The 14157-nt window shown below is 62.4% G+C and carries 15 protein-coding genes; 14 read left to right on the top strand and 1 reads right to left on the bottom strand.

The genetic code is table 11. The features are described from left to right. Window positions 1-90 precede the first annotated feature (90 nt). Window positions 91-834, top strand: a complete 744-nt coding sequence (locus tag KGB23_RS13540) for a hypothetical protein (RefSeq protein WP_150657342.1) — start codon at window positions 91-93, stop codon at window positions 832-834. A gap of 41 nt (window positions 835-875) precedes the next feature. Here the strand turns inward: KGB23_RS13540 and KGB23_RS13535 are convergent, their stop codons facing one another. After that, window positions 876-1679: a hypothetical protein gene (locus KGB23_RS13535; protein ID WP_223431435.1), complete on the bottom strand. Its 804-nt coding sequence runs from the start codon at window positions 1677-1679 to the stop codon at window positions 876-878. A gap of 201 nt (window positions 1680-1880) precedes the next feature. On the opposite strand from KGB23_RS13535, the gene KGB23_RS13530 reads away from it, so the two are divergent. The 13 genes from KGB23_RS13530 to KGB23_RS13470 all read left to right on the top strand — a co-directional run bounded on the left by KGB23_RS13530 (window position 1881) and on the right by KGB23_RS13470 (window position 14119). Further along, the gene (locus KGB23_RS13530) at window positions 1881-2552 is read left to right on the top strand and encodes a GntR family transcriptional regulator (protein WP_185049412.1); all 672 of its coding nucleotides are present in this window, start codon (window positions 1881-1883) and stop codon (window positions 2550-2552) included. Between the two features lie 114 nt (window positions 2553-2666). Beyond that, on the top strand, window positions 2667-3599 hold the full coding sequence (locus KGB23_RS13525) for a 4-hydroxyproline epimerase (RefSeq protein WP_223431434.1): 933 nt from the start codon (window positions 2667-2669) through the stop codon (window positions 3597-3599). Next, on the top strand, window positions 3596-4711 hold the full coding sequence (locus tag KGB23_RS13520) for an FAD-dependent oxidoreductase (protein ID WP_317851615.1): 1116 nt from the start codon (window positions 3596-3598) through the stop codon (window positions 4709-4711). Before KGB23_RS13525 ends, KGB23_RS13520 begins: the two co-directional genes overlap by 4 nt. Further along, window positions 4704-4940 carry a (2Fe-2S)-binding protein gene (locus KGB23_RS13515; protein ID WP_008157207.1) on the top strand — a complete coding sequence of 79 codons (237 nt, stop codon included), beginning with the start codon at window positions 4704-4706 and terminating at the stop codon, window positions 4938-4940. Before KGB23_RS13520 ends, KGB23_RS13515 begins: the two co-directional genes overlap by 8 nt. Further along, window positions 4937-6193: an FAD/NAD(P)-binding oxidoreductase gene (locus KGB23_RS13510; RefSeq protein ID WP_223431433.1), complete on the top strand. Its 1257-nt coding sequence runs from the start codon at window positions 4937-4939 to the stop codon at window positions 6191-6193. The genes KGB23_RS13515 and KGB23_RS13510 overlap by 4 nt, the downstream gene beginning before the upstream one ends. Before the next feature lie 74 nt (window positions 6194-6267). Then, window positions 6268-7017 carry an AraC family transcriptional regulator gene (locus tag KGB23_RS13505; RefSeq protein WP_223431432.1) on the top strand — a complete coding sequence of 250 codons (750 nt, stop codon included), beginning with the start codon at window positions 6268-6270 and terminating at the stop codon, window positions 7015-7017. Window positions 7018-7267: 250 nt separating this feature from the next. Continuing rightward, window positions 7268-8086: a transporter substrate-binding domain-containing protein gene (locus KGB23_RS13500; protein ID WP_008157204.1), complete on the top strand. Its 819-nt coding sequence runs from the start codon at window positions 7268-7270 to the stop codon at window positions 8084-8086. A gap of 10 nt (window positions 8087-8096) precedes the next feature. Beyond that, window positions 8097-9875, top strand: a complete 1779-nt coding sequence (locus KGB23_RS13495; protein WP_223431431.1) for an aconitase X — start codon at window positions 8097-8099, stop codon at window positions 9873-9875. After that, a complete protein-coding gene (locus KGB23_RS13490) occupies window positions 9868-10533 on the top strand; it encodes an amino acid ABC transporter permease (RefSeq protein ID WP_008157202.1) in 666 nt (221 codons plus the stop codon). The genes KGB23_RS13495 and KGB23_RS13490 overlap by 8 nt, the downstream gene beginning before the upstream one ends. A gap of 10 nt (window positions 10534-10543) precedes the next feature. Continuing rightward, the gene (locus KGB23_RS13485) at window positions 10544-11194 is read left to right on the top strand and encodes an amino acid ABC transporter permease (protein ID WP_056745275.1); all 651 of its coding nucleotides are present in this window, start codon (window positions 10544-10546) and stop codon (window positions 11192-11194) included. Next, complete coding sequence (locus KGB23_RS13480; protein ID WP_008157200.1) at window positions 11187-11909, top strand: amino acid ABC transporter ATP-binding protein; 723 nt, start codon at window positions 11187-11189, stop codon at window positions 11907-11909. The genes KGB23_RS13485 and KGB23_RS13480 overlap by 8 nt, the downstream gene beginning before the upstream one ends. A gap of 125 nt (window positions 11910-12034) precedes the next feature. Beyond that, window positions 12035-13063 carry a trans-3-hydroxy-L-proline dehydratase gene (locus KGB23_RS13475; RefSeq protein WP_076030925.1) on the top strand — a complete coding sequence of 343 codons (1029 nt, stop codon included), beginning with the start codon at window positions 12035-12037 and terminating at the stop codon, window positions 13061-13063. 138 nt (window positions 13064-13201) lie between these two features. Beyond that, the gene (locus KGB23_RS13470) at window positions 13202-14119 is read left to right on the top strand and encodes a dihydrodipicolinate synthase family protein (protein ID WP_223431430.1); all 918 of its coding nucleotides are present in this window, start codon (window positions 13202-13204) and stop codon (window positions 14117-14119) included. Window positions 14120-14157: the final 38 nt, after the last annotated feature.

Below are 14157 nucleotides of genomic sequence, written 5' to 3'. Positions count from 1 at the left end.
AGGGTCGTGACACATCATCGGCACCGTCCGCCGGATTCGAAGCCCGCTGCCCATTGATTGTCCAACACTCAACCAAGGAAGAGGGAAACCATGAGTCAGTCAAACGCAGTCAGCAAACAAATCCAGCAACTGCACAAAGACGTGCAAGAGGCTTTCAAGTCGTTCCAGAGCGTCGCCCCAACGGCCCTGAAAACCACCGACTACAGCAAGGTGCTGACGTCAACCCTGGCCGCCACCCAAAAGTCGGTCAAGATCCAGATCGCCTCCGCTGATCTGACCCAGCTCAAACAATCAGGCTACAAGCTGTGCTTTGCCAAGAAGGTCGGCAATGAAGCCTACAACGTGGTCTGGCAGTCCTACGTTCAGTACTTGAGCAACAGCACTTTCAGCTGGACGCCCCAGTATCAGTTGTTCGGCGCCAACACTTTCCAGGCCAACGTGCAGGTCGATGTATCGACCAACCTCGTCAATATCGGGCTGGGCCAACAGTCGATACTCGACAATGCCGGCCTGCTGGGTTCGGCGACGAGCGGTGGCCCCGACACCTCCATCACCCTGGTGAACAACTACGGTGCGATCCACCCCGGCATCAGCCAATTGTCCACAGGCATCGATGGCAAGCAGATCAGCACGCCCATCTATGTGGCCTCGGCACAAGTAGTCACCGGCCAGACCGTGCTAACCCCCGTCGAGACCATTCTGGTGTGGTTCGAACAGAACGTGCAGACCAGCACCATGTTCAGCACCTCGCGCTCGCAATCCGTCGAAATCGACCTGACCTTCGATAACAGTGCGACCCGCCTCTACTCTGGCGGTAGCTGGACTATCGTGTAACGCCAGCATCCAGGGGCAACCTCGCGTTGCCCCCGTGCTCATCAATCGTCACCGTCACCCCGGGCGAAATACCCCGTCAACGACTGACAGATGGACTCGGCCAGATCTTCCTGAGTGGCGATGCCATACGGTCGATTGCGATCAAACTGCTCTGACCAGCGAATGCGACCCTGAGCGACATCAATCAGGCGTACCGAGGCCCGGACACGAGCCGGCTCCACCCGCACGCTGCCTTCCAGCGAATAGCTACCCCGCCCCGTCCGCCCTTGGGCCAGTGTTTTCACGCTGCTTCGCGGCACCTTCATCAGCACATGACTGACGCGGGTTTGCGTCTGTTCAAACGACTCGAACAGCCTGCAGCTCAACTCTTCGCACAAGCCCCGGGTAAAGTCGTCGCCATCGCGGGTGATGCAGGTAAACGGTTGGAGTTGCAGAACAGGATGGCGAATAGCGATGCCTTTGAGTCTGAGTCGCTGGTACGCCAGCCGATAACAACCGGCCGGTAGGCTCAGACGCACCGGATCCTGTTGGCCAAACGTGGCGTAATGACTGGCGAGCTTGCGCCGCAACCGGCCTACCTGAACCCGCACCACCGGATCATCGCCGGTGCAGTAGACCGCCGGATCACGGCGAAACACCGCGATGCCGATGGCGTGCTCGGTAAGGGGAATATCCGGGAACTGAAGGTCGTGCTCGACCAGAAAGCGCAGCAGGCTGCCCATCCGCCTGGACTTGGCGAACAACGGGCTGGCCAATAACAGCGCGAGCACCCGCTCCACCTCTTCCCGAGCGAGAGGCTCGGGAACGATGTCTGCACTTGCATTGCCAATGTGCTTGATCACCACAGCCTGCCTCCTTGCAGGTAACCGCCTGTCGCCCGCCACCTCGATGGCCATGAACGACTCGTGCGCTGCCAGAACGTAGCGTAGCAGTTGCCATCGGATCGGGAAGATATTGCAGTGGCGGGAGGTCCTGGACATCGACGAAGGAACACCCAGGGAAAATTCGTATACCATATCTGCAATTCAATCCTGACTATCACGACCGTGGCCCTGACAAAACTCAACGCTCCCGACCTTGGCAATTCGCCTTCGACGTCGGAAATCATCACCCGTCATCTGCGTGACGCCATCGTCGCCGGGCATTTCGCCGAGGACGAGCCGATTCGCCAGGACGACATCGCCCGCCAGTTCAACGTCAGCAAGATTCCGGTGCGCGAAGCCCTCAAGCGCCTGGAGGCCGAAGGCCTGGTGATGTTCCAGCGTAATCGCGGGGCGATGGTCACCCGCGTTTCCGATGCAGAACTGGCGCAGATGTTCGAAGTGCGCATGCTGCTCGAAGACAAGGTGCTGCGCCTGGCCATTCCCAACATGACCGAAGAAACCTTCGCTCGCGCCGAACGCATCTGCCAGGAGTTCATCGGCGAAGATGATGTGGGGCGCTGGGCCGAGCTCAACTGGGAACTGCACGCTTGTCTCTATGAACCGGCGCAACGACCGTTTCTGGTCGGCCTGATACGCTCGGTCAACGACAAGCTGGAACGCTACCTGCGCATGCAGATGAGCCTGTCGGCCGGCAAGGAACGCGCCGATCACGAACACCGGGAAATCCTTGCGGCCTGTCGCGCCGGTGATGTGGACCTGGCGGTGAAGTTGCTCGACGAGCACATTGCCGGCGTCTGCAAAACCCTGTTCGAACACCTGCCTCACAGCCACTAACCCTTCGCCGCACTGTGCCGATTTCGTCATCGGCACTGAATAAAACCATCAAGCCGGCAAGCCCCCGCACAGGCCACTCTTTCGTTCACTCATCTGAACGGACGTGGCCATCCCATGAAACGCATCACCGTGATCGACTCCCACACCGGCGGCGAACCGACCCGCCTGGTGACCGCCGGTTTTCCTGACCTGGGCAGCGGCAGCATGGCCGAACGTCGACAGCGGCTGGCCGAACAGCATGATCATTGGCGCGCTGCCTGCGTGCTGGAACCACGAGGCAGTGACGTGCTGGTCGGCGCCCTGCTCTGTGAGCCGGTGGACCCGAGCGCCTGCGCCGGCGTGATTTTCTTCAACAACAGCGGTTACCTCGGCATGTGCGGCCACGGCACCATCGGCCTGGTGGCCTCGCTGGCGCATCTGGGCAAGATCGGCCCTGGGGTGCACAGCATCGAAACCCCGGTGGGCACGGTGCAGGCGACACTGCACGAAGACCATTCGGTCAGCGTGCGCAACGTGCCGGCCTACCGTTACCGCAAAGCGCTGTCGCTGCAGGTGCCGGGGATCGGCCAAGTAACCGGCGATGTTGCCTGGGGTGGGAACTGGTTTTTCCTGATTGCCGAGCATGGCCTGCGCGTTGCCGGCGATAACCTTGAGGTGCTGACCGCCTACACCTTCGCCGTGCAGCAAGCACTGGAGGCTCAGGGGATTCGCGGCGAAGACGGCGGCTTGATCGACCATGTCGAACTGTTCGCCGATGACGAGCAGGCCGACAGCCGCAACTTCGTCCTCTGCCCCGGCAAGGCCTACGACCGCTCGCCCTGCGGCACCGGCACCAGCGCCAAACTGGCGTGCCTGGCGGCCGACGACAAATTGCAGCCGGGACAGATCTGGCGTCAGGCCAGCGTCATCGGCAGCGAATTCGAGGGTTCCTACGAACTTCAGGGCGAACGCATCGTGCCGACCATTCGCGGCCGCGCCTTTATCAGCGCCGAAGCCAGCCTGATCATCGAACAGGACGACCCGTTCGCCTGGGGCATTCGCCCGTGAACGAGGGCCTGGTGGCCGATGTGATCGTGATCGGCGCCGGCATCATCGGCGCCGCTTGTGCCCAGGCGCTGGCGGGGCGCGGCTTGCGCGTGCTGGTGCTGGACGCCGGCCTGCCCGGCGCTACGGCGGCGGGCATGGGTCATTTGCTGGTCCTCGACGACAACCCGGCCGAACTGGCCCTCAGTCAATACTCCCTGCAACGCTGGCGCGAACTCGCGCCGGCCCTGCCCGACGGCTGCGCCTACCGTTGCAATGGCACCCTCTGGCTGGCCGCCAACGCCGAAGAAATGGCCGTCGCCCACAGCAAATACCTGAATTTGCAGGCCCAAGGCGTGGCTTGCGAGTTGATCTCCAGCAGTGCCTTGCACCAGCGCGAACCCGAATTGCGCGCGGGCCTGGAAGGCGGCCTGCTGATCAATGGCGACGGCATTCTTTATGCGCCGGCGACGGCTAATTGGATGCTCGACACACCGAACATCAGCCAACGCCGGGCGCGGGTCAGTGAAGTCGATGGCAACCGCGTGCGACTCGACGACGGCCACTGGCTGAGCGCCGAAGCAGTGATTCTGGCCAACGGCATCCAGGCCAACGAGCTCTGCCCGGAGATGCCGATCGAACCAAAAAAAGGCCACTTGCTGATCACCGACCGCTATCCCGGCAAAGTCACCCACACCCTGGTGGAACTCGGTTATGTCACCAGCGCCCACAACGCCACTGGCCCATCGACGGCGTGCAATATTCAGCCCCGGCCGACCGGACAATTGTTCATCGGTGCCTCGCGGCAATTCGGCACCACCGACCCGCAAGTCGAGGGCTGGATGCTGGCGAAAATGCTCCGGCGTGCCACCGACTACATGCCGGGCCTGGCTCAGCTCAACGGCATCCGCGCCTGGACCGGTTTTCGCGCTGCCAGCCCCGACGGCTTGCCGCTGGTGGGTCAGCATCCACAACGCAAAGGTTTATGGCTGGCGGTCGGTCACGAGGGCCTCGGGGTGACGACCGCCCCCGGCACCGCCGACCTGCTGGTCGCGCAGCTGTTCGACGAAACGCCGCCGCTGGCCGCGCAACCGTATCTGCCGCAACGTTTTCTGGGAGAGCCCGTTTATGCCTGAATTGATGCTGGACGGACGTGCCCTGCGGGTTGCCGAGGGCACCAGCGTCGCCGCGGCACTGGCGCTGAGCGGCGATGGCTGCACGCGCACCTCGGTCAGTGGCCAACGCCGCGCACCGCTGTGCGGCATGGGCATTTGCCAGGAATGCCGGGTGACCATCGACGGTCGACGACGCCTGGCCTGCCAGACGCTGTGCCGTGACGGTATGCACGTGGAGACGCAAGCATGAGCGAATACGCCGACCTGCTGATCATCGGTGCCGGTCCCGCCGGCATGGCCGCCGCGCTCGCTGCAGCGCCAAGCGGTGCGCGCATCGCCCTGCTCGATGACAACCCGCTGCCGGGCGGGCAAATCTGGCGTGACGGGCCTCAGGCCAAGCTGCCGAACCCGGCGCGTCAGATGCGCGAGCGACTGGAGGCGTGCAGCAACATCCACCACCACTCCGGCACTCGGGTCATCGCCTGCGCCGGGCCAAAACAACTGCTGGTCGAAGACGCCGATCGAGGATGGCTGATCGGTTACGACAAACTGATTCTGTGTACCGGTGCTCGCGAATTACTGCTGCCCTTCCCCGGCTGGACGCTGCCCGGCGTGACTGGCGCGGGTGGCCTCCAGGCGTTGATCAAGGGCGGGCTGCCGGTGCAGGACGAACGCATTGTGATTGCCGGCAGCGGACCGTTATTGCTGGCCAGCGCCGCCACCGCGAAACACAACGGCGCCCGGGTGCTGCGCATCGCCGAGCAGGCCTGCGCGGCCGCCGTCGCCGGTTTCGCCGCGCAACTGCCACGCTGGCCCAACAAACTGATGCAGTCGGTCACCTTGTTCGACCGCCATTACCGTACCGGGACCTATGTACTGGCGGCCCTGGGCAATGAACGGCTGGAAGGTGTGCGCCTGCAACAGCAAGGAAAAATCGTCGAACTGGCATGTGATCGCCTGGCTTGCGGCTTCGGTCTGATTCCCAATACCCAGCTCGGCCAGGCTCTGGGCTGCGAACTCGATGGCCAGGCGATCGCCGTCGATGCCTGGCAGGCCACTCGCCGCGCCGATCACTACGCGGCGGGTGAATGCACCGGTTTCGGTGGCAGTGAACTGGCGTTGGTCGAAGGCGCCATCGCTGGCCACGCCGCCGTCGGTGACCTTGAATCGGCCCGAGCATTGTGGCCGCGTCGTGCGCGCTGGCAGGGTTTCGCCAAGGCCCTCAACAAAGCATTCACCCTCGACCCGCAACTCAAGTCGCTGGCGCAACCCGACACCCTCGTGTGCCGTTGCGAAGACGTGTCTTACGGGTTGCTTGCCGGGCACACTGACTGGCGCGAGGTCAAACTGGCCTGTCGCTGCGGCATGGGCGCCTGCCAAGGCCGGGTGTGTGGCGGCGCTTTGCAGCACCTGTTCGGTTGGCAACCTTCGGCGCCACGCCCGCCCTTCAGTCCGGCGCGGATCGAGACCTTGTTGTGCCTGGACGACACCCCGCCGGCCTGAATGCCGGCTCGGGGCTTTCGGGTCCGTCGCCGAGTCTTTATGATCCCGGGCATTGCCTCCAGACGCCCAGCGCCATGTATGCCTCGCTCACTACCTTCAAACCCTGCGACCTGCCCACTCTGCTGAGCAGTCTGCAGCCGATCGCGGCGCTGCTCGACACCCTGTCGGACGTGGTGTTTTTCATCAAGGACAGCGATGCCCGCTACGCCTTCGTCAACCAGACCCTGGCCCGGCGCTGCGGCTTCAAACACAGTGACGAACTGCTCGGGCGCACCGCCGACATGGTCTTTCCCGAGCGCTTCGGCCCGCTGTACACCGAGCAGGATCGTCGCGTGCTGTCCACCGGCCGCGAACTGGCCGACCAACTCGAACTGCACCTGTATTACGGTAACCAACCGGTCTGGTGCCTGACCCACAAACTCGCGCTGCGCGACCTGCAAGGTCAGATCGTCGGCCTGGCCGGCATCTCCCGCGACCTGCAAACGCCACAGTCCAGCCATCCGGCGTTCCAGAAACTCGCGGCGGTGGACGCGCATATCCGCAACCATTTCGCCCGGCCGATCAGCCTTGCCGAACTGACCGCGATCGCCGGGTTTTCCGTGGCGCAACTGGAGCGCCATTGCAAACGGGTGTTCCAGCTCACTCCACGGCAGATGATTCACAAGGCGCGCCTGGAAGAAGGCTCCCGACTGTTGCTGCACACCGACCTGCCCATCACCGAGATCGCCCTGCGCTGCGGTTACACCGATCACAGCGCGTTCAGCCGGCAGTTCCGCGCCTTGACCAGTCTGGCGCCGAGTCAGTATCGCGAAAGCCGTCGCTGAACCCGGGCGAGTGTTCCTTTAAGGGGCGCCCGGCGTTCCCACTGCTCCCTTCTGTAACACCGCCTGATACGGCCCGCCGAGGCGTTCTTCTCCTACACCCTGTTCCCACAATCTTGTAAGACCTTTAGCTCAAGGCTTGGCGATTAATTCTCGCCTCTGTTCGGAAACAGGCATGGTCATTGCTAATCACATATCGTATACGAAATTCACAATACGATATCCAACAGCACTTTCCGACAACGAGGCCTCTATGAAAAACCCCGCATTTGCCGTAGCCCTCAGCGCTGTTCTCAGTACTTCCTTCATCGCCACCGCCCAGGCCGACAAGCTCGACGACATTATCGGTTCGGGCAAGCTGCGCTGCGCCGTGACGCTGGACTTCCCACCCATGGGTTTCCGCGATGAAGGTAACAACCCGGCCGGTTTCGACGTGGACTACTGCCGCGACCTGGCGAAGATCCTCGGGGTCGACGCCGAAGTGGTTGAAACGCCCTTCCCCGATCGAATTCCGGCGCTGGTCTCCGGGCGCGCAGACGTGATCGTCGCGTCCACGTCCGACACCCTCGAACGGGCCAAGACTGTCGGCCTCACCGTGCCGTACTTCGCCTTCCAGATGGTGGTGCTGACCCGCGACAACACCGGCATCAACAGCTTCGCCGATATCAAAGGCAAAGCGCTGGGTAACACCAGCGGCACCTATGAAGCCATCGCCCTGGAAAAAGATGTGAAAAACTGGGGCACCGGCACCTTCCGCGCCTATCAGTCGCAGAACGACACGTTGCTGGCGGTTGCTCAGGGCCACATCGACGCCACCGTAGTCACCAACACCGTGGCCGCCGCCACGATCAAGTCGGGCAAATACAAGAACCTGAAAATCGCCGGTAACGCGCCGTACACCATCGACTACGTGTCCCTGGGCGCCAAGCGCAACGAGTATGGCCTGCTCAACTACCTCAACCTGTTCGTCAATCAGCAGGTGCGTAGCGGCCGCTACAACGAGCTGTTCACCAAATGGGTCGGCACCGAGATTTCACCCACCGACCTGACCGTGCCCAAGGTCTATTACTGAGGTGTCCGGCATGCCTAGGCCAACCTCTCTGACCGGTCGCAGCCTGGTCGCCGGCGCCGCACAAGGCGCCCTGTTGTTCGCCGATGTCGGGCTGAGTTTCTGGGGCGGGGTCGACCCGTACAGCGGCGAGGTCATCGACCGTCACCACCCGCTGAGCGGCGAACATCTGGCCGGCCGGGTACTGGCGATTCCCAGCGGCCGCGGTTCGTGCACCGGCAGCAGTGTGCTGATGGAACTGATCAGCAACGGTCATGCGCCGGCCGCACTGGTGCTGGCCGAACCCGATGAGATCCTGACCCTGGGCGTGCTTGTGGCACAGACCATTTTCGAGCGTTCCCTGCCGGTGCTCTGCATCGGCCGGGAGGCCTTCGCCGCCTTGCGCGGCAAGGCCTTTGCTCGGGTCGAAGCATCAACGGTGAACCTGTTCGAACACCTGCCGGGCGATGCCTGGCAGGCACTCGCCAGTCCGTTGCAGACAGCAGAAAAAAGTACCGCTATCGAACTCACCGAACACGATCAGGCGCTACTCGACGGCGAGCATGGCAAAGCCGCCCAAGTGGCGATGCAGATCGTCCTGCGCATGGCTGAACTGCAAGGTGCGCGACACCTGGTGGATGTCACCCAGGCGCACATCGACGGCTGCATTTATACCGGGCCTGCGAGCCTGCGCTTCGCTGAACAACTGGTGCAGTGGGGAGCAAAAGTACGGGTGCCGACCACCCTCAATTCCATTTCTGTGGACCAGCGCCGTTGGCGCGAGTTGGGCATTGATCCGGCACTCGGCGTACCGGCCAGCGCCCTCGGCGATGCATACATGGCGATGGGTGCACAGCTGAGTTTCACCTGCGCGCCCTACCTGCTCGACAGCGCGCCGAAGGCCGGCGAGCAAATCGTCTGGGCCGAATCCAACGCCGTGGTGTATGCCAACAGCGTGCTCGGCGCACGCACCCTGAAATACCCGGACTACCTGGATATCTGCATCGCCCTGACCGGCCGCGCGCCCCTGATCGGCTGCCATCTGGACGCGCAACGTAAAGCGAGACTGCAAATCGAATTGCCGGTTTTGCAAGAGTTGGACGATGCCTTCTACCCTTTGCTCGGCTACCACATCGGTGCCCTGGCCGGCAGCCGGATTCCGCTGGTGCTGGGGCTGGAACACAGCAAGCCGAGCCTGGATGACCTGAAGGCTTTCGGTGCGGCTTTCGCCACCACCTCCGCCGCGCCGCTGTTCCATATCGCCGGGGTGACCCCGGAAGCACTCGACCCGACGCAGGTGCTGGAGGCGAATGCCCATGTGCCGGTGGAAAAAATCCGCCTGAAGGATTTGCTGCTCAGCTGGCGCGAGCTCAACAGTGCCCGCGACAGTCGAGTGGATGTGGTCTCGCTGGGCAACCCGCATTTCTCCCTCAGCGAATTCGCGCATCTGGCGCGGTTGTGTCGGGGTCGGCACAAACACCCCGAGGTTGTGCTCGCCATCACCTGCGGTCGTGCGGTGCTGGAGCAGGCCCGCGAGGCTGGACATATCGCGGTGATCGAAGCCTTCGGCGCGACCCTGGTCACCGACACCTGCTGGTGCATGCTCGGCGAGCCGGTGATCCCGCTGGCCGCCAAAACCTTGATGACCAACTCAGGCAAGTACGCCCATTACGCACCCGGCCTAGTGGGCCGCAAGGTGCACTTCGCCAACCTCGCCGAATGTGTCGACGCCGCCTGCAGCGCCACGGCCAGTGGTCGTTTGCCGGCCTGGCTGCAATCGGCCGCCTCTCTGGAGAGCCCCGCGCATGTTTGATTACACCTTCCAATGGCGCGCAACCTTGCGCGCCCTGCCGGACATGCTCGCTGGCGCCTGGGTCACCTTCGAGACCGCCGCGCTGTCGATGATCTTCGGCGTACTGATCGCCCTGGCCCTGACGGTGATGCGTGAAACCAAACAGCCATTGTTGCGCGGCATCGGCAACGGCTGGGTGTCGATCGCCCGCAACACCCCGTCGCTGTTCCAGATCTACGTCCTCTACTTCGGCCTCGGCTCGCTGGATTTGCATGTCAGCTCATGGTTCGCACTGCTGGCCGGGATCACCTTCAACAACGCCGGCTACCTGGCGGAAAACTTTCGCGGTGGCCTCAAGGCTGTGCCGGGCACGCAAGTTCGCGCCGCGCGTTCGCTGGGCATGAGTGCCTTCCAGGCTTACCGGATGATCATCGTCCCGCAGCTGCTGCGGATTGTGTTCTACCCGTTGAGCAACCAGATGGTCTGGGCGGTATTGATGACGTCGCTGGGGGTGATCGTCGGGCTGAACAATGACCTCACCGGCGTGACCCAGGACTACAACGTCAAGACGTTCCGCACCTTCGAATACTTCGCCATCGCAGCGGCGTTGTATTACCTGATTGCCAAGGCGATCGTCGCCGTCGCCCGGCTGATGGCCTGGCGACTGTTCCGCTACTGAGGAGGAGACCATGTTGACCACCAGTTTTTCCTGGAATGACCTGTTGTTCTTGCTTGATGGCGCCTGGGTCACTCTGAAACTCACGTTCTGGTCGATCATCCTCGGCTCTTTCGCCGGGCTGTTGTTCGGCTTGCTGCGGGCGCTGTTTCCGCGTGCGAGCCTGCCACTGGCCTGGGTGCTGGACGTGTTTCGCAGCGTGCCGTTGCTGATCCAGTTTGTGTTGTTCAACTCGCTGAAAAGCATCGTCGGTTTGAACATCAGCGCCTTCAGCGTTGGTTGCATTGTGCTCGGGGTCTACGCCGCCGCGTACTTCACCGAGATCGTGCGCAGCGGTGTGCTTTCGGTGCCATTCACTGTGCGCCGGGCCAGTCGTTCCCTGGGGCTGAGCTTCCTGCAGGACCTGCGCTGGATCGTCCTCCCGATGGCCACGCGGGTAGCTTTTCCCGGCTGGCTGAACCTGGTGCTCAGTGTGATGAAAGACACCGCGCTGGTGATGTGGATCGGCATCGTCGAACTGCTGCGCGCTTCGCAAACCATCGTGACCCGCATTCAGGAACCGCTGCTGGTGCTGTGCATCGCGGGCCTCATCTACTACGTCATGAGCCTGGTGGTCGCTCGCCTCGGCGCTCGTCTGGAAAGAAGGTGGCAAGAAAATGATTGAGATCGACAACGTACACAAATCCTTCGGCAACCTCGAAGTGGTCAAGGGCGTCAACCTGACGGTGAACAAGGGCGAGGTGGTGTCAATCATCGGCGGCTCCGGCTCGGGCAAGTCGACCCTGCTGATGTGCATCAACGGCCTGGAGCCGATCCAGAAAGGCAACATCCGCGTCGACGGTGTCGAGGTCCATCACAGCGCCACTGACCTCAACCGTCTGCGACAGAAGATCGGCATCGTCTTCCAGCAATGGAACGCGTTCCCGCACCTGACCGTGCTGGAAAACGTGATGCTGGCGCCGCGCAAAGTGCTGGGCAAGAGCAAGGCCGAAGCCGAGGAACTGGCGGTCAAGCAACTGACCCACGTCGGTCTGGGCGACAAGCTCAAGGCCTTTCCCGGCAAGCTCTCCGGCGGCCAGCAACAGCGCATGGCGATCGCCCGCGCCTTGGCCATGTCGCCGGATTACATGCTGTTCGACGAAGCCACTTCGGCCCTCGATCCGCAGTTGGTAGGCGAGGTGCTGGACACCATGCGCATGCTCGCTGAAGACGGCATGACCATGGTCCTGGTGACTCATGAGATTCGCTTTGCCCGCGATGTGTCCGACCGCGTGGCGTTCTTTCGCAATGGGCTGGTGCACGAGATTGGTTCGCCGGATCAGGTGATTGGTAATCCGGTGCATGCGGAAACTGCGGCGTTCCTCAAGTCAGTGAAATAACTAATGGCGCCTTCGCGAGCAAGCCCGCTCCCACACTGTTCGCATTTCTTCTGGAAGAACTCGGTCAAATGTGGGAGCGGGCTTGCTCGCGAAGGCGCCCTAACAGACAAAACAAGGAGCAAACCATGCGCTCATCGAAAGTCATCCATGTAGTCAGCTGTCACGCCGAAGGCGAAGTCGGCGACGTGATCGTCGGCGGCGTCGCGCCACCGCCCGGGGCCACCGTGTGGGAACAGTCGCGCTGGATTGCCAAGGATCAGACCCTGCGCAATTTCGTGCTCAACGAGCCACGCGGTGGCGTGTTCCGCCACGTCAACCTGCTGGTGCCGGCCAAGGATCCTCGGGCGCAGATGGCCTGGATCATCATGGAACCGGCCGACACTCCGCCGATGTCCGGCTCCAACTCGCTGTGCGTGGCCACCGTGTTGCTCGACAGCGGCATCCTGCCGATGACCGAACCGCAAACCCGGCTGGTGCTCGAAGCACCGGGCGGACTGATCGAAGCGGTGGCCGACTGCCGTGACGGCAAGGTCGAACGAGTGGAAATCAAGAACGTGCCCTCCTTCGCTGACCGCCTCGACGCCTGGATCGAAGTCGAAGGCGTCGGCTCATTGCAGGTCGACACCGCGTACGGCGGCGACAGTTTTGTGATCGCCGACGCCAAGCGCCTGGGCTTTTCCATTCGTCCTGATGAAGCGGCGGAGCTGGTCGAGGTCGGGCTGAAAATCACCCGCGCAGCCAATGAACAACTGGGCTTCGTTCATCCGCTGAACCCCGAGTGGTCGCACATTTCCTTCTGTCAGATCGCGGCTCCCCTCGTCTATGAAAATGGCATCGCCACCGGCGCCAACGCGGTGGTGATTCAACCCGGCAAGATCGATCGTTCGCCGACCGGTACCGGCTGCTCGGCGCGCATGGCGGTGCTGCAGGCCAAGGGATTGATGCAGGTGGGCGAGCGATTTATCGGCCGTTCGATCATCGGTTCCGAGTTCCACTGCCGCATCGATTCGTTGACGGAAGTGGCTGGACGCCCCGCGATTTACCCGTGCATTTCCGGCCGGGCCTGGATCACCGGCACCCACCAGTTGCTGCTTGATCCAAGCGATCCGTGGCCACAAGGCTATCGACTGTCTGACACCTGGCCTGGGGCCTGAACACAGCCTTACAAACCCTCACCCAAAAACTCTGACAAACGGCTAGTAAAAAACCCTTCGTAACTGAAAAAAGCACTGGCCGAGTCTTTTCACATGCAATATCGTATACGAAATACAATAAATGAACCGGAGGCAACAATGAGCAAGCGCATTAACTGGAGTGGCGTCTTCCCCGCGGTGACCACTCAATTCAACGACGACTTCACCATCAACCTGGAAAAAACCCATCAGGTGATTTCCAACGTGATCCGTGACGGCGTGTCGGGCCTGGTGGTGTGTGGTTCGGTGGGGGAAAACACCTCGCTGACCGCCGAAGAAAAAATCGCCGTGACTGAAGTCGCGGTCGACGCTTCCCGCGGCCGCGTGCCGGTCATTTGCGGTGTGGCCGAATTCACCAGCGTTCAAGCGGCCAAGGTCGCCAATGCCGTGCGCCGGGTGGGTGTCGACGGGGTCATGCTGATGCCCGCGCTGGTCTACGGTTCCAAGCCATTCGAGACCGCCGAGCACTACCGTTACGTGGCAAAAAACGCCGACGTACCACTGATGGTTTACAACAACCCGCCGATCTACAAAAACGACGTCACCCCGGACATCCTGATTGCCCTGGCCGACTGCGACAACGTGGTGTGCTTCAAGGATTCCTCTGGCGACACCCGCCGCTTCATCGACATTCGCAACGAAGTGGGTGACCGTTTTGTGCTGTTCGCCGGCCTCGATGACGTGGTACTGGAAAGCATCGCGGTGGGTGCCGAAGGCTGGGTCTCGGGCATGTCCAACGTGTTCCCGAAAGAAGGCGAAACCATCTTCCGCCTGGCCAAGGCCGGTCGCTTCGCCGAAGCCATGCCGATCTACGAATGGCTGATGCCGATCCTGCACCTCGACGCCCGTGCCGACCTGGTGCAGTGCATCAAGTTGTGCGAAGCCATTGCCGGTCGCGGCAGCGCCCTGACCCGTCCACCACGCCTGGCACTGCCGGAAGCCGATCGGGTTTTCGTCGAGCAGATCATGGCCAAGGCCCTGGCCAACCGTCCGGAACTGCCGGACGTCGGTCTCTGAGTGATTGCCGGGCGGGTCCCTTGCGGACCCAGCCCGGC

Origin of the sequence: Pseudomonas sp. GL-B-26 (genome assembly GCF_019947405.1) — a bacterium.
Classification (GTDB): domain Bacteria; phylum Pseudomonadota; class Gammaproteobacteria; order Pseudomonadales; family Pseudomonadaceae; genus Aquipseudomonas.
The sequence above is the reverse complement of the archived record's forward strand: the minus strand, read 5'-3'. Positions and strand labels throughout refer to the sequence as shown.

What these genes read in the sequence shown, in the direction of transcription:
- KGB23_RS13540 (WP_150657342.1), top strand. Translation starts at nt 91, where the DNA reads ATGAGTCAGTCAAACGCAGTCAGCAAACAAATCCAGCAACTGCACAAA.
- KGB23_RS13525 (WP_223431434.1), top strand. Translation starts at nt 2,667, where the DNA reads ATGAAACGCATCACCGTGATCGACTCCCACACCGGCGGCGAACCGACC.
- KGB23_RS13515 (WP_008157207.1), top strand. Translation starts at nt 4,704, where the DNA reads ATGCCTGAATTGATGCTGGACGGACGTGCCCTGCGGGTTGCCGAGGGC.
- KGB23_RS13510 (WP_223431433.1), top strand. Translation starts at nt 4,937, where the DNA reads ATGAGCGAATACGCCGACCTGCTGATCATCGGTGCCGGTCCCGCCGGC.
- KGB23_RS13505 (WP_223431432.1), top strand. Translation starts at nt 6,268, where the DNA reads ATGTATGCCTCGCTCACTACCTTCAAACCCTGCGACCTGCCCACTCTG.
- KGB23_RS13500 (WP_008157204.1), top strand. Translation starts at nt 7,268, where the DNA reads ATGAAAAACCCCGCATTTGCCGTAGCCCTCAGCGCTGTTCTCAGTACT.
- KGB23_RS13495 (WP_223431431.1), top strand. Translation starts at nt 8,097, where the DNA reads ATGCCTAGGCCAACCTCTCTGACCGGTCGCAGCCTGGTCGCCGGCGCC.
- KGB23_RS13490 (WP_008157202.1), top strand. Translation starts at nt 9,868, where the DNA reads ATGTTTGATTACACCTTCCAATGGCGCGCAACCTTGCGCGCCCTGCCG.
- KGB23_RS13485 (WP_056745275.1), top strand. Translation starts at nt 10,544, where the DNA reads ATGTTGACCACCAGTTTTTCCTGGAATGACCTGTTGTTCTTGCTTGAT.
- KGB23_RS13480 (WP_008157200.1), top strand. Translation starts at nt 11,187, where the DNA reads ATGATTGAGATCGACAACGTACACAAATCCTTCGGCAACCTCGAAGTG.
- KGB23_RS13475 (WP_076030925.1), top strand. Translation starts at nt 12,035, where the DNA reads ATGCGCTCATCGAAAGTCATCCATGTAGTCAGCTGTCACGCCGAAGGC.
- KGB23_RS13470 (WP_223431430.1), top strand. Translation starts at nt 13,202, where the DNA reads ATGAGCAAGCGCATTAACTGGAGTGGCGTCTTCCCCGCGGTGACCACT.